Origin of the sequence: Endozoicomonas sp. OPT23, assembly GCF_009653635.1 — a bacterium.
Classification (GTDB): domain Bacteria; phylum Pseudomonadota; class Gammaproteobacteria; order Pseudomonadales; family Endozoicomonadaceae; genus Endozoicomonas_A.
Map to the genome: position 1 here is coordinate 358,737 of NZ_PPFD01000001.1, position 19,374 is coordinate 378,110.

At 45.5% G+C, this 19,374-nt stretch carries 17 protein-coding genes; 14 read left to right on the plus strand and 3 right to left on the minus strand.

Going from position 1 to position 19,374, the window contains the following annotated elements:
• Positions 1-360: 360 nt before the first annotated feature.
• From EOPP23_RS01450 to EOPP23_RS01460, 3 genes are all read left to right on the plus strand, one after another.
• Positions 361-1,791, plus strand: a complete 1,431-nt coding sequence (locus EOPP23_RS01450) for a multiheme c-type cytochrome (protein WP_153764200.1) — start codon at positions 361-363, stop codon at positions 1,789-1,791.
• A gap of 55 nt (positions 1,792-1,846) precedes the next feature.
• A complete protein-coding gene (locus EOPP23_RS01455) occupies positions 1,847-2,443 on the plus strand; it encodes a NapC/NirT family cytochrome c (RefSeq protein ID WP_153764201.1) in 597 nt (198 codons plus the stop codon).
• Between the two features lie 225 nt (positions 2,444-2,668).
• Positions 2,669-3,193 carry a general stress protein gene (locus EOPP23_RS01460; RefSeq protein WP_153764202.1) on the plus strand — a complete coding sequence of 175 codons (525 nt, stop codon included), beginning with the start codon at positions 2,669-2,671 and terminating at the stop codon, positions 3,191-3,193.
• Between the two features lie 184 nt (positions 3,194-3,377).
• On the opposite strand, the gene EOPP23_RS01465 is transcribed toward EOPP23_RS01460, so the two are convergent.
• Complete coding sequence (locus tag EOPP23_RS01465; RefSeq protein ID WP_153764203.1) at positions 3,378-4,061, minus strand: hypothetical protein; 684 nt, start codon at positions 4,059-4,061, stop codon at positions 3,378-3,380.
• A 322-nt stretch (positions 4,062-4,383) separates the two neighbouring features.
• On the opposite strand from EOPP23_RS01465, the gene EOPP23_RS01470 reads away from it, so the two are divergent.
• From EOPP23_RS01470 to EOPP23_RS01495, 6 genes are all read left to right on the plus strand, one after another.
• Complete coding sequence (locus tag EOPP23_RS01470; protein ID WP_153764204.1) at positions 4,384-5,325, plus strand: ABC transporter substrate-binding protein; 942 nt, start codon at positions 4,384-4,386, stop codon at positions 5,323-5,325.
• A 72-nt stretch (positions 5,326-5,397) separates the two neighbouring features.
• Positions 5,398-6,909, plus strand: a complete 1,512-nt coding sequence (locus EOPP23_RS01475; protein WP_153764205.1) for a sugar ABC transporter ATP-binding protein — start codon at positions 5,398-5,400, stop codon at positions 6,907-6,909.
• A complete protein-coding gene (locus EOPP23_RS01480; RefSeq protein WP_153764206.1) occupies positions 6,906-7,946 on the plus strand; it encodes an ABC transporter permease in 1,041 nt (346 codons plus the stop codon). The genes EOPP23_RS01475 and EOPP23_RS01480 overlap by 4 nt, the downstream gene beginning before the upstream one ends.
• On the plus strand, positions 7,939-8,928 hold the full coding sequence (gene yjfF / locus EOPP23_RS01485) for a galactofuranose ABC transporter, permease protein YjfF (RefSeq protein ID WP_370514577.1): 990 nt from the start codon (positions 7,939-7,941) through the stop codon (positions 8,926-8,928). The genes EOPP23_RS01480 and yjfF overlap by 8 nt, the downstream gene beginning before the upstream one ends.
• Positions 8,929-8,946: 18 nt before the next feature.
• Positions 8,947-10,167 (plus strand): substrate-binding domain-containing protein, encoded by a 1,221-nt coding sequence (locus EOPP23_RS01490; RefSeq protein ID WP_153764207.1) that lies wholly within the window; start codon positions 8,947-8,949, stop codon positions 10,165-10,167.
• Positions 10,168-10,387: 220 nt separating this feature from the next.
• Positions 10,388-11,386, plus strand: a complete 999-nt coding sequence (locus EOPP23_RS01495; protein ID WP_153764208.1) for a carbohydrate porin — start codon at positions 10,388-10,390, stop codon at positions 11,384-11,386.
• Positions 11,387-11,447: 61 nt separating this feature from the next.
• On the opposite strand, the gene EOPP23_RS01500 is transcribed toward EOPP23_RS01495, so the two are convergent.
• Entirely contained in the window at positions 11,448-11,975 is a 528-nt protein-coding gene (locus EOPP23_RS01500) for a hypothetical protein (RefSeq protein WP_153764209.1), read from the minus strand.
• A 283-nt stretch (positions 11,976-12,258) separates the two neighbouring features.
• Between EOPP23_RS01500 and EOPP23_RS01505 the strand changes: the two genes are divergently transcribed.
• Positions 12,259-14,622 carry a family 16 glycoside hydrolase gene (locus EOPP23_RS01505; RefSeq protein WP_153764210.1) on the plus strand — a complete coding sequence of 788 codons (2,364 nt, stop codon included), beginning with the start codon at positions 12,259-12,261 and terminating at the stop codon, positions 14,620-14,622.
• A 56-nt stretch (positions 14,623-14,678) separates the two neighbouring features.
• Here the strand turns inward: EOPP23_RS01505 and EOPP23_RS01510 are convergent, their stop codons facing one another.
• On the minus strand, positions 14,679-15,593 hold the full coding sequence (locus EOPP23_RS01510; protein WP_153764211.1) for a permease: 915 nt from the start codon (positions 15,591-15,593) through the stop codon (positions 14,679-14,681).
• A 109-nt stretch (positions 15,594-15,702) separates the two neighbouring features.
• Between EOPP23_RS01510 and EOPP23_RS01515 the strand changes: the two genes are divergently transcribed.
• The 4 genes from EOPP23_RS01515 to hflX all read left to right on the plus strand — a co-directional run bounded on the left by EOPP23_RS01515 (position 15,703) and on the right by hflX (position 19,256).
• The gene (locus tag EOPP23_RS01515) at positions 15,703-16,038 is read left to right on the plus strand and encodes a helix-turn-helix transcriptional regulator (RefSeq protein WP_153764212.1); all 336 of its coding nucleotides are present in this window, start codon (positions 15,703-15,705) and stop codon (positions 16,036-16,038) included.
• A 63-nt stretch (positions 16,039-16,101) separates the two neighbouring features.
• The gene (miaA, locus tag EOPP23_RS01520; protein WP_153764213.1) at positions 16,102-17,064 is read left to right on the plus strand and encodes a tRNA (adenosine(37)-N6)-dimethylallyltransferase MiaA; all 963 of its coding nucleotides are present in this window, start codon (positions 16,102-16,104) and stop codon (positions 17,062-17,064) included.
• Positions 17,065-17,496: 432 nt separating this feature from the next.
• A complete protein-coding gene (gene hfq, locus EOPP23_RS01525; protein ID WP_135507906.1) occupies positions 17,497-17,748 on the plus strand; it encodes an RNA chaperone Hfq in 252 nt (83 codons plus the stop codon).
• 218 nt (positions 17,749-17,966) lie between these two features.
• A complete protein-coding gene (gene hflX / locus EOPP23_RS01530) occupies positions 17,967-19,256 on the plus strand; it encodes a ribosome rescue GTPase HflX (protein ID WP_153764214.1) in 1,290 nt (429 codons plus the stop codon).
• Positions 19,257-19,374 lie beyond the last annotated feature (118 nt).

A 19,374-nucleotide genomic window follows, 5' to 3' on the forward strand; every position in this document is an offset into this window, starting at 1 on the left:
TTTATAAGACAGCCGCCTATTAAAATCAAAATTGTTGTTTATTTAAGCAATGTTTTTGAGAACAATTTTCACCCGCATTTATGCATGAATTTTATGCTACCCCCTTGGGGGTATATTTACAAATTACTTACGGTTTCTTGACCTGAATCAATGGCGAAAAACGAAATCAAATTTGCGATCACTTAATATATTAATGCAGCGCTTGTCCTAGAGCGTTGCCAGTTGCGGCTGAAAAACAAGGATTTAAACCCCAGTGCTTTGATAAAAATATGACACGGTATCGGGGTGGAAGATCAGCGAAAGGATTCTGCTTTTTCGGTGCGTGTTAATAAAGCTGTGTTCAGGTACTGGGGGTATGTGATGAAACTGCTTAAATGGGTGGCTATAAAAGCTGCTGTAGCGTTAATAGCGTTGGGGGCGATGAATGCATCAGCTGCCCCCACTGCGCAAAATCTAAAGGCGTTTGACGTCCTTTCCAAAGAAAGTCAGCAATGTGCCGCTTGTCACAAAGACAAGAGCCGAGGCCTGTTCCAGCAATGGGGCGAGTCCAAGCACTACGGCGCAAATGTGGGCTGTTACGAATGTCACCAGGCTAAGCCTAACGAGCCAGATGCGATCAAGCACGAAGGCTTCAATATTTCTGTCCTGGTTACGCCAAAAGATTGTGCTCAGTGCCACAGCCGTGAAGTAGAAGAGTTTACCGCTTCTCACCACGCGTCTGCCGGTAAGATTCTGGGTTCTCTGGACAACATGCTGGCTGAAGTGGTTGAAGGCAAAATCATGCTGAACGGCGCTTCTCCTGCTGCTGTCAGCGGTTGTGCTCAGTGCCACGGTTCCGTAATCAAGGTTATGGAAAACGGTGATCTGGATCCAGCTACCTGGCCAAACTCCGGTATCGGTCGTATCAACCCAGACGGTTCCAATGGTTCCTGTAACGCTTGTCACCAGCGTCACGAGTTTGATATCAAACAGGCTCGTCGTCCTGAAGCATGCGGTAAGTGTCACCTGGGTCCTGACCATCCACAGAAAGAAATCTACGAAGAATCCAAGCACGGTATCGCTTTCTACGGCAACGTAGAAGAGATGAACCTGACTTCTTCCAAGTGGGTTGTGGGTGAAGATTATGATGCAGCGCCTACCTGTGCGACCTGCCATATGTCTGCTACCAAGGAACTGCCAATCACCCACGAAATCGGTGATCGTATTTCCTGGACTCTGCGTCCACCTGTTTCCGAGAAGATCGACGCCAAGCAACGTGGCAAGGTTAAATCCTGGGAAGCTCGTCGTGATGACATGAAGAAGGTTTGTTCCGCTTGTCACACATCTACATGGGTTGAGAACTTCTACGTTCAGTTTGACGGTGTCGTTAATCTGTATAACGACAAGTTCGCCAAGCCAGGTGTAGGCATGATGAAGTTCCTGAAGAAGGAAGGCCTGATCACTCCTACCGGCTTCGACGACAAGATCGAGTGGACCTGGTTCTACCTGTGGCACCACGAAGGTCGTCGTGCTCGTCACGGTGCGGCTATGAATGCTCCTGACTATGTACAGTGGCACGGTCTGTTTGAAGTAGCTGAGCGTTTCTACACCGAGCTGGTGCCAGAGTTTGAAGAACTTCTGGAAGAAGCGGATCACGATGGCAAGAAAGACGTTGCCAAGCGCGGTCGCAAGCTGCTCGACGAGATTCTGTCCCGTCCTGAACACGCCTGGTTCTCCGGTAAGGAACCAGAAGCTGTGAAGAAGGCTCGTCTGAAAGCTCAGGAAGAGTTCAAGAAGCGTTACGCACAGTAATTCAGCCCATAGTGTTCTGCCTTCGGGCGGAACACTGATAAATGAGTACTAACCAATGAAAAAGCCACTCCTGAAAGAGCTATGGGAAAAGCTCTGGAAGCGACCAACAGCCAAATGGCTGCTGGGCATTCCAATGGGCGCCTTTCTTTTTCTTGGTTTGGGCGCTGGAGGTCTGCTGACATTTAATGTGTCCATGCAGATGACCAACTCCAACGAATTCTGTGTCGGTTGCCATATCGGTATGGATACTGTGGTGGAAGAGTATCGTGAATCTATCCACTACAAGAATGTCCACGGCCTGTCAGCCTCTTGTGCTGACTGCCATGTGCCCGAACCATTTCTGGAAAAAATGGAAACCAAAATTCGCTCCGGCATCAAGGATGTCTACAAGAAGTACTGGGTTAAGGACATTAACCTGGAAAATTTTGAGAGCGAGCATCGTCTCAGACTAGCAGAGCATGTATGGAAGACAATGGATGAACAGAAGTCATCCACTTGTATGAAATGTCATGATGTTGCCAAGATGGACAAGGATAAGCAGCCTGGCCGAGCAGCCAGACGCCATGACCCTGTCTTCTGGGAAGAAAGCGGCAAATCCTGTATTGATTGTCATACCGGAATTGCTCACAAGCGACCTTTTGTTCAGAACTGATTCAGAATCCTGAAGCAAGATAGGTTGTTTGAAAAACGGAGCCAGCTGGCTCCGTTTTTTTATCGTGAATATTTTTACTTGTGCGAAATACGTCTTCACTCATGCTGTTTATAAACCCGAGTCCACTTAATTTACTCTCATTCTACTTGCTCTGCCCTGCGACACCTGACTACTTTTAAGTCTGCACTTTGATGATTCTTTTCACTCTATCTGGAGGCTTGCTCCATGAGTAAACCCAGAACTTGTGTTGCTACCTATAAATCACATCATGCTGCAGATGAGGCCGTAAAAAAGCTTCAACATGCGGGTTTTGATATGACCAAAATTTCTGTGGTTGGCAACGACTATCACACCGAAGAACATGTAGTGGGTTATTACAATACAGGCGATCGTATGAAAGCCTGGGGTAAGGTCGGTGCATTTTGGGGAGGGTTATGGGGACTGCTTTTGGGCTCTGCATTCTTTGTGATTCCCGGTGTGGGACCTCTGGTGATTGCAGGGCCTCTGGTGGCTTCCATTGCCGGTGGTTTGGAAGGAGCTGCCGTGATGGGAGGGCTTTCCGCTCTGGGTGCAGGGTTGTCGGGAATGGGTGTTCCTAAAGACAGTATCGTTCGCTACGAGAATTCTTTGTCAGCCGGTGAGTTTTTAGTTCTGTTCAATGGCAGTGAAGAGAATGTAGCCAAGGCATCGAAGACACTGATGGAAGAAACCGAGCATTCCAGTGTGGATACTCATCAGGACAGCCCGTAATCAGGAGAGTGCGTAAATACCCGGACATATGAATTCATAAGCTATGTCCCCGCTGGTGGCGGGGATATAGCCATTTAATATTCGATTACGTGTGTCTACACACTTAGATAGCAAAACATCTGATCAGCAGTAGTGTTAACGAAAGGGTCACCAATGAAAGCAGTGACCCTTTTATGCCGTAGCTTCAAAGTCTTGGTTTAGGAAGTTGCTTTAGCTTGGAAAGTGAATCGATGCATCGATTTCTGTCCTCAACCTTTGAGTTCGTGCAAAACTTGGTCAATTCATTAAGGCTTGTACCTTTCAGTGCATTTTGAAGGGCCTGTTGAAATGAACCCCCACACTTCACTGGTTTCGGGACAGCTGCGAACACGGTTATCAGCTCTTTATCAATTTTTTTCTCATATCCTAAAAAAAGATGATCCAGTACAGGCAGACCTGTTGAAATACCATAGGTGGTTTCTTTCTGGTTTTTATCGAACTTACCTACCCAGTTTAATTTCAGGTCATCCATAACGGTCATCTGAGTCATACACTCACTGTCATCTGTATCCAGATCAAGTTCGCTGCAAGTGTCGTCGGTGGCACTGTGATAATACATAGTGCCGTTTTGAAAATTCAGGATCTGTAAAGGAGTCTGAGTCAAATTACCAGAAGTCAGAGTGGCACTGAAATAGTCTTCTGTCTCAGGTGTAAACCCCACTAGGTAGGTCTGGGCTCCTGGGTCATTGAATACTCTCTGACAGGGTGTTTGGTCGGTATCAGAAGCGATTACGCAGGAGGTTAGCGCCATAGCAGCTATCATCGCACCTGAAGCAACGTACTTTGCAGTAAGAGGCTCTGAACTAAGAAAGTGTTTGATTACTTTCATTTTATTGCCATTGAGAGAGTATGGAATCGGCAAGTATAGATAGTTATTTCTGGTGTGCTGTTGGGAGAGTGAGAGAGAGGTAAACGGGCGTATAGATTCACATGTCCGTTTACTTTATTTTATGACTATTTTTTTGAAGGCTTATCCTTTGCCAGATCGGCTCATCAAATTATTTTCCAGGCAAGTCTTATTAAAGTGTGAAAAAAAATAACAGCTAGGAAAAAATCAGACTTTTCTATTTTCCTCGAAAGAAATAACGTAAATCCTGTGTGAAGAAATTCAGTTTCCCCTAGAAAATCAAAAGAACATCCGGGAGTTAATAATGAAAAAAACACTGGCAAAATTTGCAGCGGCAGTCGCCCTATCTGCAGCCTCAGTCATAGTGCCAGCTAAGGAGCTGGTGATTGGTTTTTCTCAGATAGGTGCTGAAAGTGCATGGCGTTCTGCTGAAACTGAGTCAGTTAAATCTGAAGCGAAAAACAGAGGCTACACCCTTAAGTTTTCCGATGCTCAACAAAAGCAGGAAAACCAGATCAAGGCACTTCGCTCATTTGTAGCGCAAGGTGTAGACGGCATTGTTCTTGCACCCGTCGTTGAAACAGGTTGGGACCGCGTGCTTCGTGAAGTAAAAAGAGCCGGTATTCCTGTAGTGTTGGTTGATCGTGGTATTAAGGTCAGTGATCCCAGTCTTTATACATCACTGGTTGCTTCAGACTTTGTTTTTGAAGGCAAACTGGCAGGCAGCTGGCTTGCACAGAAAACACACGGTATAGCCAATGTTGTAGAGCTTCAGGGCGGCCCGGGGGCTGCGCCAGCTATTGATAGAAAAAAGGGCTTCGGCGAGATTGTTGACGAGTTTGCCGGCATGAATATCATTGCTTCCCAAACCGGTGAGTGGACTCGCACCAAGGGCAAGGAAGTGATGGAAGCGTTCCTGAAATCTCAGGGTGACAAGATTGATGCAGTCTATGCCCACAATGATGATATGGCCCTGGGTGCGATTCAGGCTATTAAGGAATACGGTAAAAAGCCTGGTAAGGATATTCTTGTCGTTTCCATCGATGGTGTGAAGTCAGCGTTTGAAGCCATGGTTGATGGTGACCTGAACGCCACCGTTGACTGCAATCCTTTACTTGGTCCACTGGCTCTGGATGCTCTGGAAGCGGCTATTGCAGGTAAAGAAGTCGAAAAATGGATTGTCCAGAAGGATAAGATCAACCTGATGCAGGATGCTGCCAGCATGATCTCTTCCCGTAAGTTCTAAATAATACCCTGTAACAGTGTCGGCTAATCTCCGGCACTGCGAAATCAATAAGAAACAGTGCAGGGATGACCCATGTCAGATGTAGAAATACTGGCCGTCACAGGCCTGAGTAAAAGCTTCCCCGGTGTTAAAGCGTTAAATGATGTTTCACTGTCGCTAAGGGAAGGGGAAGTGCATGCCTTGATGGGAGGCAATGGAGCAGGTAAATCAACCCTGATCAAGTGCCTTACCGGTTTTTATTCCAGCGACAGTGGCAAAGTATTCCTGGCTGGAAAAGACATAAGCAGTCTGAAACCGGATCAGATTCAGACTTGCGGTATCAGTACCGTTCACCAGGAAGTGAATCTGATTCCAACGCTCTCTGTAGCGGAAAATATTTTTCTTGGCAGGCAGCCAAAGATTCGTGGTCGAATCGACTGGAAAACGATGAACAGTAAGGCCAGAGCAGTATTGGCAAGGCTAAATCTTGATATTGATGTGACGCAGATGTTGTCCAGCTACTCCATTGCCATTCAACAAATGGTGGCTATTGCCCGTGGTGTGGACATGTCTGCCAGAGTTTTGATTCTCGATGAGCCGACTTCCAGTCTTGACCTGAAAGAAGTAGAACAGCTTTTTTCTGTTATGCGTCGGCTCACCGCGGAAGGCACAGCCATTGTTTTTGTTACTCACTTTCTTGATCAGGTTTATGCCATTAGTAACCGGATCAGTGTCTTGAGAAACGGTCATTACATTGGTACTTACGAAAAGGCAGATCTTCCTCAGAATGCCCTTATCAGCAAAATGCTGGGCAAGACAATCAGTGATAAAACAGATTCATCCACCAAAAAACAAAGTCAGGATCAGGATGAAAAAGAGGTTTATCTGACAGCCAGCGGTATTGGCAAGTCCGGCTATATCGAACCTATCGATCTTAAAGTACATCAGGGCGAAGTCATCGGTCTGGCAGGGTTATTAGGTTCTGGTCGTTCTGAAATTGCCAAACTGCTGTTTGGTGTTGTGCAGCCCGACACTGGAAGACTGTATGTTCAGGGAACGGAACAACTGTTTTCATCTCCACGGAAGGCTATTCAACAGGGTTTGGCCTTTTGCCCGGAAGATAGGAAAAAAGAAGGTCTGATTGGCGAATTATCGGTTAAGGAAAATATCATTCTGGCACTCCAGGCCAAACGTGGTTGGTATAGAGCTTTGACTGGTGTACAGCAGGAAAAGATAGCCAAAGATTTTATCAAATCTCTGAAGATTGTAACGTCTGACCTCAATAAACCCGTCAAAGAACTCAGTGGCGGCAATCAGCAGAAAGTAGTTCTGGCGCGCTGGCTCGCATCGGCCCCGTCATTCCTGATATTGGACGAACCCACCCGTGGGGTGGATATTGGTGCTCATCAGGAGATTGTTCGAATTATCAAAGGCCTGAGTAAACAGGGGCTTGCCATTATGGTGATTGCCTCGGAGTTGGAAGAGGTTGTTGATATCAGTGATCGGGTCATTGTCTTGAAAGACAGAAAACAAATAAAAGAGTTGTCCGGTGATGAAATTTCCGAAGCTAATGTGCTCTCTTCAATTGCTGAGGGGGCTTTATGATTACTGACAGTATTTCAGTTCCTCGAGAAGATAGATTATCTGCAATACGAACATCAAAACTGTTCTGGCCGCTGGCTGCACTGGCTCTACTGTTGTCGTTTAACTTAATAACAGATCCTTCATTCTTTGCGATTGAATACAAGAATGGCGTCTTTTTTGGAAGTTTGATTGATATCCTGAACCGGGCCGCTCCAGTCGCATTACTGGCATTGGGTATGACATTAGTGATTGCCACTGGTGGTATAGATCTTTCGGTCGGTTCAATCATGGCTATCGCTGGAGCAACCAGCGCCTGGCTGATCAGTCATGAAGTGGTTAACTCTTTATGGCTCATCCTGGCCATTAGTTTGGGTGTGTCCCTGCTGGCAGGTTTGTGGAATGGTCTTCTTGTTACGGCTCTTGGCATTCAGCCAATAATAGCGACTTTGATATTAATGGTGGCAGGTCGTGGTATTGCTCAGTTGATTACCAACGGTCAGGTTCTGACTTTCAGCCATGAAGGTTTTGAAATGATTGGAGGCGGGGCATTTCTGGGGCTGCCACTGTCAATATCTATCGTGATTTGCAGCTATGCATTAGCTTTATTACTTTTGAGAAAAACAGCACTGGGTTTGTTTATCGAGTCAATTGGTTCGAACCCTATAGCGAGTCATTACACCGGCATTCGCAGTAATCTGGTGAAGTTTTCTGTTTATGGTGTATGCGGAGTTGCTGCAGGGTTAGCGGGTCTTATTCTGACTTCTGATATTCAGGGGGCTGATGCGAACAACGTTGGGCTCTGGTCTGAGCTGGATGCGATCCTAGCTGTAGTGATTGGTGGTACAGCATTAACAGGAGGTCGCTTTTCATTGTCGACCACTCTGGTTGGTGTGGTGATTCTGCAGACACTGACTACAACTATTTTGACTCATGGTTTGCCCGTTCAATACACGCTGATTGTTAAATCCGCTGTCGTCATTATTGTCATGTTGCTTATGTCGGCTGAATTCCGTCATCAAATGAAGTCGCTGTTTCAGAGAGGTCAGAGAAGTGAATAATAAATACATACCTCTTGCTGCCACTATTTTTGTTTTCATGGCTCTGTTTGGTTTTGGTTCGGCTCAGTTTGATTCATTCTTCTCCATGAGAGTGTTTACTAATCTGTTTACCGATAATGCTTTTCTGGCGATTACAGCGATTGGCATGACTTTTGTCATTCTGTCCGGTGGTATAGACCTTTCTGTAGGTTCCATGATCGCCTGTGTAGGCGTCGCTACAGCTGTTTTGATTGAACATTATCAGCTGCATCCACTGGTGGTATTTCCGATCATTCTGATCTGCGCAACATTGTTCGGTAGCTTTATGGGGTTCCTGATCGAGAAGTATGATCTGCCACCGTTTATTGTGACATTGGCAGGTATGTTCTTTTTAAGAGGCCTGTCGTTTGTTATCAGTATTGAGTCGATTCCCATCACTCACTCTTTCTATGACAGCATTGCTGATTTTTATATTCCTCTGCCTGGGAATGGCAGCTTAACAGTGAGCACTCTGATACTGCTGACAGTACTGGCGGGCGCTGTTTATATCGCACATTACACCCGTATTGGCAGGAATATATATGCGGTGGGAGGCAATGAGCAGTCTGCAGCCTTACTGGGGGTGCCTGTTGGAAGAACCAAACTGTTTGTTTACTCAGCCAATAGTTTTCTGGCTGCGCTCGCTGGAATAGTATTCACATTCTATACCTTCTCTGGTTATTCATTGGCAGCAATGGGGCTGGAATTGGACGCAATTGCCTCGGTAGTGATTGGTGGAACCCTGCTTTCAGGTGGTGTCGGATACGTTGTTGGTACGATATTCGGAGTTCTTATTCAGGGAGTGATTCAGACGATTATCAGTTTTGATGGAACTCTGAACAGTTGGTGGACCAAAATATTTATAGGACTACTGTTGTTTATATTCATTTCCCTGCAGAGGTTGATATCATCAGGGCTTCTCTTGAAATGGTGGCCTTCTGATAAGAAGCCATTGGTAAACTGATCAGGCTTTGTATTCAAGATGTTTGACTATAAGAAGAATAACAAGGTCGACATTAGTACGCTGTTGGAGCGACCAAAAGTCATAGCGCTTCTGCTCAGCCCCAAGCTATCTGCTCACTGCCAGATTATGAGAGGCTTCAGTGACTACATGAAAGAACACGACTGCGACTGGTCGATTGTTCTCCATCATGAACTCAAATTAAGGAAAAATGACGTAGTTGATCTCTGGTTTGATGGCATCGTAGCTGACTATAACAATGAGCAAATCAGGAAATTTCTGGAAAAACGGGACATGCCCGTTGTAGGTCTGACCAGTGGTAGGGACAAACAACGTGGCGAATTTTCTCACCCGATTGTGACGATAGATAATGAAAAAGCGACTCGTATGGCCTTTGAACACCTGGCTGGAAAGGGACATACGACTATTGCTTATTATGGTCTGCAGGATGATGAGAGTAGTTTCTGGTCCAGAACTCGACTTGATAGCTACCGCAGTCTTTGCCAGAAAGCAGGCGCTAAATCATATGTTTATGAAGGCACTCAGCCGACCTTTTCAGCCTGGCTGGAAGAAACCGAGAAACTGAGACTCTGGATTGATGCCTTGCCTAAACCCTGCGGAATTATTGTCTCGAGTGATATCAGAGCCAGAACGTTAATTGGTGTCTGCGAATCCAATCAAACGATTGTTCCCGATGAAGTTTCCATTGTTAGCATTGGTGATATGGAAGTGGGTGAGTTTTTCCATAAAACAGCGCTGTCTTCTGTTGATCCGAACTGGGTAATGGCCGGGTACCTGGCCGCAGAGATGGTTAATCGTACTCTTTTGGCGCAGGAAGTACCGAGAATAAGTGTTTCTCAGCCAGAAGTGATTGATGAGCGCAGCAGTTCTGATTTTCGTTCAGTAGAAGATCGTTTCGTGCTCAAAGCACTGCATTTTGTACGACTGAATGCTTGTAAAGGTATTAAGGTTCAGCAGGTTGTGGACTACACCGGATGCTCCAGAACACTTTTAGAGTCCCGTTTTAAAGAGCAAGTGGGGCACTCAATTCATCAGGAAATCCATACTTTGAAGCTGGAAAAGGCCAAAGAGTTGTTGATTGAAACAGAGCTTTCAGTCAAAGAAGTTGCAAAACAAACAGGCTATCCATCATTTCATTATCTCTACGGGTTGTTTAAAAAAGAATTGGGAGAGACGCCTTCATCGTTCAGAGAAAAAAACAGAATAGGAATTGAGCTATAAGTCAGTAAAAAGAAGTACCACGAACATGCTTTTTATATTGCCTCTTTATTGTTGAATAAAGGGGCTTTTGTGATTTCTTTTATTTATAAAAACTCTTTAAAAATCATAAGGATATGTTAAAAAAGTAAATTGAAAGCAAAGCTTTGACTGAATACTCTGAGAGTGACTGGCAGCAGTAAAGCCTGATTAAAAACAATAAAATTGCCACACGGTTACTCACATGAATAAAAAAACTCTTTTGGCCGGATCTATTGCTCTGGCTCTGTCTTCATCTGTTTTTGCTGATCTCAGTCTGGATGCCAGTCTGGAGCTCAATACTGATATGGTCGACACATCCCTGGAAAGTGCTGAATACAAGCAAAGTGGCTTTGTAGAGCTGGGTGCAACAGCGCGACGTGAAATGAATGACTACTTTATTGCTGCGAAAGGCGCTTTCAGAATAAAAACCAGTGATTCCATGGAGGTTCGGGATGCTTATATACAGCTTGGTAACAGTGCATGGGATGTTCAGGCGGGCAGGTTTGAAGCAGTAAACCTGTTTCCTCTCGGTAAAGACACAATGGTAGAGCATGCTGGTGGTTCAGAAGTTTCTGTCTATGAAGCCAACAATGTTCGTGGTCGTCTGGGTAAAAATGATTCAGGGCAGGTAGCTCTTCACGTCAATGCTACTGAAAATCTTAAGTTTGAATTGGCTACAGCCTTTGGTGACTTTGAAGGTGGAGATGACGTGGATAAACAGGCGTTTACAGGTGTGCGCCCTGCTTTAATGTGGTCTTCAGACGTTGTTAACCTGACGCTTGGTTATGAGCAGGTTAAATATGATAAAGAGACCACAACTAACGGTGTGGCGACGAAAGGCAAAGTTAATAAAAATGGTTTTGGTGCCAATGCCAACTTCAATGTAAGCGGTGCTGGTGTAAACCTGAGTCTTGCTCAGAGCAAAGACAAAGAGTCTAAAGACAAGGTTAATAGCTATGCCATTAACGTAACCTATGGTGATTTTGGTGCTGGTTACATTCACTCCAAGACAGACTTTGATGCAGCAGCTTCCAAAGATACCAAGGTAGGGACTACCTACGCAGCTTATACTATGCCTTTACTGGGAATTGAAGGCGCTTCTGCCACAGTAGCGGGGTCTTATTCTACAGCCAGCGATGTAACAGAGGCCGTGAGTGATAAGACTACCGCCTTGCGTCTTCGGTTGAACTATACCTTCTAACAGTCTGTTGGAATGAGACAGCGTCACCAGTCACAAACATGCCTGATGACGCTGTTCTGCTCTAAAGATCCATATCGCTGCATTCGGAACATACAGACATTTCTACCTTCTCAATGAAGGCTGTACGGGTCGGGGTAAAGTCGTTAGAAACACTGAGCCGCTTCATAACCCTTACATCATACTGCGTAGGGTATTCATGCTGTATTGATTGGGCCTTCTGACACTCATCGCCTGAGAATGAAGTACAGAAACTGAAGTCGTAAGTTGAAGAACGAACCAGTAAGACAGTTTCCTGTTGAAGGCACTGGCGATCTTCCGAGCCATTCAGGTTGTCATATTTGCTGCAAACATTTGCTTTCCCTCCATACAGCATGACTTCACCATCCTTGCCCTTGAAATGTTGAATTTCATCGACAGGTATTATGACCAGTCTGGTTTCTGCTCCTGTACTGCTTGTTGCAGTGAATGGAATGGTCGGTATGTCTGCTTTATAGAACTGACTGTCTTTTACATCCGACAAATTTGTGGCGCTGGCAGCACTGACTGTCATGAAAAGCAGTGAGGAAAGAGCTAATAGCTGTCGTATCATGGATCATCTCCGTTATGTGGGGTGTGACATGACTTCGACAGATCAATAGAGAAAATAAGTGCGTTTTTTCCCAAGCATAATTACGCTTTTCTTTCGTTATCAGACAGGGGTGGGCGACAGTAATACAAGGTAAAAAATGAACTACTTCATTGAGTAAAAAACTACTGAACAAGACCCCATGTTTCTTTTTTTTCCATCGACTTACTTTTTTTGTCAGATCTCTATAATTCTAAATAGCATTTGGTACTTTCTTATTGGATAAGAACAACAATAAGGAAGAGTGATGATCAGGCACCTGAGAAAAAAACTGTTATTAGCACTGGTTTGCTGTCAAGCAGGCAGTGCCATAGCAGCTGAAACATGGGTATTTAATAGTTCGGGAAATGACGGTGAAATTGTTTACCCCGTCAGTATTGAAGAGACTTTTTCTCAGCAAACAGTAAGTTGGGATGAATTTAGTGGTAGCTGGGTTGTTGGAAGTGACTATTTAAAGCAATCAGACAGCGGTTCAGAGGGTGGAAAAAGAATTGCTGAAGGGACTGATTTCAGTGATTTTACACTTGAAACGACTTTAAAAATTATTGATACCAGTGCTAGTTATGGTAATGCCGGAGTGGTTTTCAGAGTGACCAATGCTTCTGATTCTGTTGATGGGCTTTTTGGGTACTATGTTGGCTTAAACGCACAAGGACATCTGGTTCTGGGTGAGATGAATAATAACTGGAAAGAGTTGCAACGCTCCAATACAGCTATTAACACCAACCAGGATTATCAGCTAAAAGTAGTAGCTCATGGAACAGAAGCTAAAATCTACCTTGATGATGAACTGAAAATTACTGCGCAGATTTCCCAGCATACTTCAGGTGCCATCGGTCTTCGAACTTATAAAGCATCAGCGGGATATAAGTCTTTAAATGTAGAAAATGATGGTCAGGTGCTGCTCAGTTATCAGCCAGAGAGCATTTGGAGCAGTTATGGCGGCAACTGGGCTTTGACTGAAGATAGCTATGAGCAAACAGCTGGAGGAGGAACTGACTACGGACACAAGTCAATTCTTGCCGGGAGCAGGACAGATAACTTTACCTTTGGTGTAGATATTACACCGTTAAGTTCGGCTCGTTCTGGAGCTAACAGTGGCGTGGTTTTCAGAGTTCAAAATCCAGCAGAAGGCGCTGATGCTCTTCAGGGATATTATGCAGGATTGGATAACCGAGGTCTGCTGGTATTAGGAAAGATGAACAACAACTGGCAGCAATTAGCTCAGTCTAGTATCAATGTCATCGAGAACCAAACCTACCGCCTGAAAGTTGAAGGTGATGGGCCTGTGATAAAAGTTTTTTTGGATGATCAGTTGCAATTGAGTGTCACAGATGCTGATTGGACAACTGGTGCTATAGGTCTGCGAACTCATATGGCAACGGCAAACTACGATAACCTCAGTTTGCAAGGAAGTTATACAGAAAATACAGCAGAAGCTGTACAAGACACAGCTTATTTGATGGCTTACTTCAAAGGCAATAACCTTCCTAATGAAAAACTTTTCTATGCGAAAAGTCATGATGCTCTGAAATGGACAGCATTGAATAACGGTAATTATGTCTTTGATGCAAATAACTACAACGTTCGATTAAGAGATCCGTTTATTCAACGAGTTACCCATAATGGTGAAGAAAAATTCCATTTAGTTCATACGAAAGGTTGGGACAGTCAAGGTATCTATCACTGGGAGTCTGATGATCTACAGAATTGGACCGGTAGCTATATAGGCGTCATGGAGGGGACTTCCGCTCCTAATGCCTGGGCTCCTGAGTTTTTCTATGATGAAGACAGTGAACTGTTCTACGTATTCTGGACATCGAGAACCCCAAGACAAAATGGTGAAGGAGGCAGTAATGGTGAATCTCCAGATGGCTGGACAGAAAAAATCTGGTATACAACAACCAGTGACTGGCAGACATTTGCACCTTCCAGGGTTTATTTCTATCCCAATTTTGATGTTATTGATGCCAATATTCTCAAAATAAACGATCAATATCAGATGGTTTATAAAACAGAGTTTGGAGACCATGGAGACAGACATACACTACTGGCGACCTCATCGAGTCTGAATCCAGAAATTGATGTGTTTACGGGTACTGATGACGTATTACCCAGCGTGAGAGGCGTAGAGGGACCTGAACAGTTTAAGGTCAATATAAACGGCACTGATCGCTATTATCTCTATTATGACTTTTTCGCTAATGGTGGTTATTGGGGAGCAGCAAGTTCCGATGATGGCGAAAACTGGCAAACGCTACCTGTAGCGGATGTGAATTTTCCTTCAGGTGCAAGGCATGGCAGTGTAATAGGTATTTCATGGCAAGAATTGAATCAGTTGGGAGGAAGCGGAAAATCTCAAGGGTTGGTGACAAGCTTGGAAGTATCAGGTAGTGGTTTCAGCTTTGAATTGGGTGGAGTTCATAGCCAGACTCCAAGTTGCGGAAGTAATTCACGCTGGTATATCAGCACAGCAAATACTAACGGGAATGCGCTGCTTACTTTGTTAGAGAGTGCCAGAAATCAATCCACTGAAGTTACTGTATATGGTCAGGGGCGCTGCTTGTATGGCCAGAGTATGGAAACACCTGGAAAGGTTACCATTGAATAAATTGAGTTTTTCCTGAAATAAGAGGCTGGCATGATTATTCGTGCCAGCCCAAAACTTCAGAAAAAAAATCTGTAAAGAAAACCAGCCATTACCGCCATACTCAGAATTACAGCCAGAAAAGCCACAATCATCTGATTCCTGAAAATAGATTTCAACAGAATAACTTCTGTCAGGCTTGCGCCGGCGCTGCCAATAATCAGTGCCATTACTGCTCCCAGTCCCATGCCTTTTGCCGCCAGAGCTGAACTCAGAGGAATAACGGCTTCAGCACGGATATACAACGGAATACCAATAACTGCAGCAAAAGGAATGGCCAGAGGATTGCTGCCACTGGCGACACTGGCCACCCATTCGGTTGGCATAAAACCATAAATCAGAGAGCCAATGGCAATACCCAGCATCAGGTACGGCAGAACGCCTTTGAAGTCTTTCCATGTAGACTTCCAAACCTTTAACCAGCGACTGTCTTCAACCTTCTTCTGAGCGCAGGAAGAGCCACAACCTTTCTTTTCGGGTTCTTCATAGGCTTCTTTTTTAACGAATTTCTCAAAGCCCAGTTTTTCCAGAGCAATACCGGCGATAACTGAAACACCCATGGCTACTACAAAGTAGAAGGCGGCAACCTTTAAGCCGAAGGTAACAACAAACAGGCCAATAATAATTGGGTTAAGCAAAGGGCTGGCAAACAGAAAGACCATCATGGTGCCAAAGCCTGCTCTGGCTCTTAACAATCCTTTCAGAAAAGGAATTGTAGAGCAGGAACAGAAGGGTGTTATTGCACCCAGCAGTCCGGCAATAAAATAGCCTTTGCCGTTCTTGTCACTGAGAATCTGTTGAATCTTCTTGGGTGGAATAACGGTTTGCAACAGGCCAACTATATAACTGATCACCAGAAACAGTAGAGTCAGTTCGGTGGCCAGAAAGAGAAACATTTCTATGGTTTCTCGAATCATTTCAGGAGTGATATTCATAACAGGTTGAAAACTATATTTCTGGAATTGTCGAAATATAGTTTTTAGGTGCTTGGGTTGTCAATTTATTTCGATTAAAATCGAAATATTGTTTTTGGAAGTGACTGTCATGAATACCGAGACAAGTGTCGAAGCGATCGCTAAAGCCTTAAAAGAGCTGGGACACCCAACCAGGCTGACTCTCTACAAACGTCTGGTAAAGGCGGGTCATCAGGGACTAGCAGTCGGGAAAATTCAGGAAGAGCTGGAAATACCGGGCTCTACACTCTCTCACCATATCAGTAGTCTGGTGTCCGCAGGGCTTCTAAAACAACGGCGTGAAGGCCGTACTCTTTACTGCGTTCCTGATTATGATCAGCTCAATGAAGTGATTACTTTCCTGCAGGACGAGTGCTGCTCCGATGAAGCCAGTCTTGACGAAAGAAGCGCCGACGAGCAGCTATAGGAAAAGGAACGGGGTTTCAGTAAACTCTGCCACCCGTTTTATAGCTTCTACTGTGGGAGAACCATGACCAACAACCCGAATGAGCAGGATAGGCAGCCTTTGCCCACAGCTATTTTTCTGATGGGGCCGACTGCATCGGGTAAAACCGATCTGGCCATTGCTCTGACAGAACATCTGCCCTGCGAGTTGATCAGTGTCGATTCGGCGCTGGTGTATCGGGACATGGACATAGGTACTGCCAAGCCAACCGTGGAAGAACTGGCCAAAGCACCACACCGGCTGATTAATATCAAGGATCCGTCAGAGCCTTATTCAGCCGCAGACTTTCGGGAAGACGCTCTGAGAGAGATGGCCGAAATTTCCAGTCGAGGCAAAATACCTGTGCTGGTGGGCGGCACCATGCTCTATTTCAAAGCGCTTCGGGATGGTCTGGCAGAATTGCCTGCGGCGGACCAGTCGATCAGAGATAGACTGCTGAAAGATGCAGAAGAACTTGGCTGGGAAAAGCTCCATGAGAAGCTTCAGCAAGTCGATCCTGTTGCTGCATTGCGTATTAAACCTACCGACACTCAAAGACTTCAGCGTGCTCTTGAGGTCTATGAATCGACAGGCCGGCCGCTGTCTGACTGGCACGCAGAGCAGAAGCAGCAGCAACTCCCGTACAATGTCGTAAACCTTGCCATCGCACCGCAGGATCGTTCTGTGCTGCACAAGCGCATAGCTATTCGTTACGAACGTATGATGGAACAGGGCTTTATCGATGAAGTGAAGGCACTGCGTGAAAGAGGTGATCTTGATACGTCTCTGCCTGCAGTAAGAGCCGTTGGCTATCGTCAGGTCTGGAGTTATCTGGACGGTGAAATGGATTACCCGACCATGGTCGAGAAAGGCATTATCGCTACCCGACAGCTGGCAAAAAGGCAGTTAACCTGGCTGAGAAGCTGGCCGGATGTAAACTGGCTGGACAGTTTATCTGTAAATCTTGTGGAAGATGCCTTGAAAGTCATCAGGGCTAACCCTATATAATAGGCATTGTTCTTAATAGAATAACTATCTGGATAAGTGTATTCATATGCCTGAATGTTTTTCTCGTCAAAAGCGAAAAAACAGCATCTGAATTCATGTATCCGGTTGCATTTCCAAGCGTATTGTCTGAGATGGGCTCTGAACGAAGAGACGGCATTCAAACTCGGTTCTTGTTCTCGGACGAAAAGGTAAATGCTGGTACGTAAGAACCTGCAATAGTTTCTGCAGGTCTGACACGAGTAGCTAGTATTACCTATTGATGGCAGTGCGGGGCATCGCTTACTGTTGCCGAGCTAAATTTCTGGGCTGTACACAGATTGAACAATCAGGTACTGGCGCTGCCGGTAAAACGAATAGCCCATATAATGGTTAGTAAAATAACTCACGAATTTACGGCTATTCCAAACCCGAGAATTAATAAGGAGTACAGAAATGTCAAAAGGGCATTCTCTACAAGACCCTTACCTTAATGTGCTGCGTAAAGAGCGCGTGCCTGTTTCCATTTACCTGGTTAACGGCATCAAGCTTCAGGGGCAGATCGAATCTTTTGATCAGTTCGTGATCCTTCTCAAAAACACAGTCAGCCAGATGGTATACAAACACGCTGTTTCTACAGTGGTTCCAAGCCGTCCGGTGCGCCTGCCTATGCAGGGACAGGAAGGTGAGCACGAAGAGCAGGAGTGATTTTTCTCCTCTGCTTGGAATAACTAAAAGGCGCATATTGCGCCTTTTAGCGTTTCTGTTGCCTTGAAAAATAAAAAAGTATTCAGCAGTACCCTTTTGATAACATCTTAAGACAGTCCTTTTAAGGCAATCTCCTAAAACAGTCCCTTAAAAGGTGCAACTTCAGGGTAAACCATTACAATGGCGGCACTCTCTTAAAAAACGATTCGGAGTTTTTATTGTTTTTTGATCGCCACGAAGGGGGCGAAACAGCCATCCTCGTTCACCCGGAATTATCCGACGACCGCGAACGGGAAGACCCCCAGGAATTTATGGAGCTGGCTAGCTCCGCCGGAATTGAATCTCTGGCCTTCATAACTGTTAACACCCGTAACCCTACTCCCCGATACTTTGTTGGTCCCGGCAAGGTTGAAGAAATCCGTCAGGCGGTTCTCCAGCACGAAGCTGAAGTTGTTCTGTTCAACCACGCACTTTCCCCGAGTCAGGCTCGAAATCTGGAAAAAGAACTGGAATGCAAGGTTGTAGATCGTACCGGCCTGATTCTCGATATCTTCGCTCAGCGTGCCCGAACCTTTGAAGGTAAGCTGCAGGTAGAGCTGGCACAGCTGGAATATGTCAGCACTCGACTGATTCGCGGCTGGACCCACCTTGAACGACAGAAGGGTGGCATTGGTCTGCGTGGGCCGGGTGAAACCCAGCTTGAAACAGACCGCCGATTGCTTCGTGCCCGAATTAAGAGCATCACCAAACGTCTGGAGAAGGTTCGTAAGCAGCGAGATCAGGGACGTCGTTCCCGCAAAAGAGCAGAAGTACCTCAAGTTGCTCTGGTGGGTTATACAAATGCCGGCAAGTCTACTTTGTTTAACAGCATGACGGCTTCTGATGTCTACGCTGAAGACCAACTGTTCGCAACGCTCGACCCAACTCTAAGACGTCTGGAGCTCGATGACCTGGGGCCAATCATTTTGGCGGATACTGTAGGTTTCATCAGACACCTGCCGCACAAGCTGGTGGAAGCCTTCAGAGCAACACTGGAAGAAACCCGTCAGGCTGACCTTCTGCTGCATGTTATCGACTCCCATGACCCTGAGCGTCTTGATAACATCAAACAGGTTAACGATGTTCTGAAAGAGATTAATGCAGACGAAGTGCCTTCTCTGCACATCTATAACAAAATTGATTTGCTGGAAGGCGTTGAACCAAAGATTCAGCGTGATGATGAAGGCAAGCCGGAAAGAGTCTGGGTTTCCGCTAAAACCGGTGCAGGTCTTGAGCTGATTGAGCAGGCTATTACTGAACTTCTGGGTAACGACATGGTCCAGGGACGTCTGTCTCTGACACCGGCTCAGGGTAAGGTTCGTGCACGATTCTTTCAGGCTGGCGCGATTCAGGCCGAAGAGTATTCGGACAAAGGTGAGTTGCTACTGGACATTCGTATGCCGCGCGGTGATTATGAACGTATAGCCAAGCAGGAAGGGTTGTCTTCAGGTAATCTGGCTGAGCATTGATTCGCTGGTAGCTGACAGGGTAAGTAAAGCGTAAGAACTTACGGTCAATACTAATATTGGCTTGCACATTCCGCTTAGCAAACTCTACAATCTGGCCTAGAACAGCGTCCCTTCGGTT